We start from the raw sequence: 237 nt of genomic DNA on the forward strand, positions 1-237 counted from the left end.
GCAAACCGCCTGTTGAAACACACGGTCTTTGAATCCTTCGACATGCCGCTCGACGTCACGCCGGAGGCGATTGCCCAGCAGGTGATGCACTACATCGAAAGCAATGCTCTGGCGTCCGGGCTGATGATTCTGGTGGATATGGGGTCGCTGAACGCTATCCACAGCCACTTCCAGCGCCGCGTCTCCACGCCGGTCGCGATTGTGAACAACGTCTCCACCAGCATGGCGCTGTATGTC

General features: G+C 58.6%; 1 protein-coding gene. It reads left to right on the plus strand.

What is annotated here, in order from left to right; translation table 11 throughout:
• Window positions 1-237, plus strand: a 237-nt coding sequence (locus P8629_RS12690) for a hypothetical protein (RefSeq protein ID WP_278166441.1), incomplete at both ends; no start/stop codon positions are given.

The organism is Hydrogenovibrio sp. 3SP14C1 (genome assembly GCF_029625905.1).
Lineage (GTDB): Bacteria > Pseudomonadota > Gammaproteobacteria > Thiomicrospirales > Thiomicrospiraceae > Hydrogenovibrio.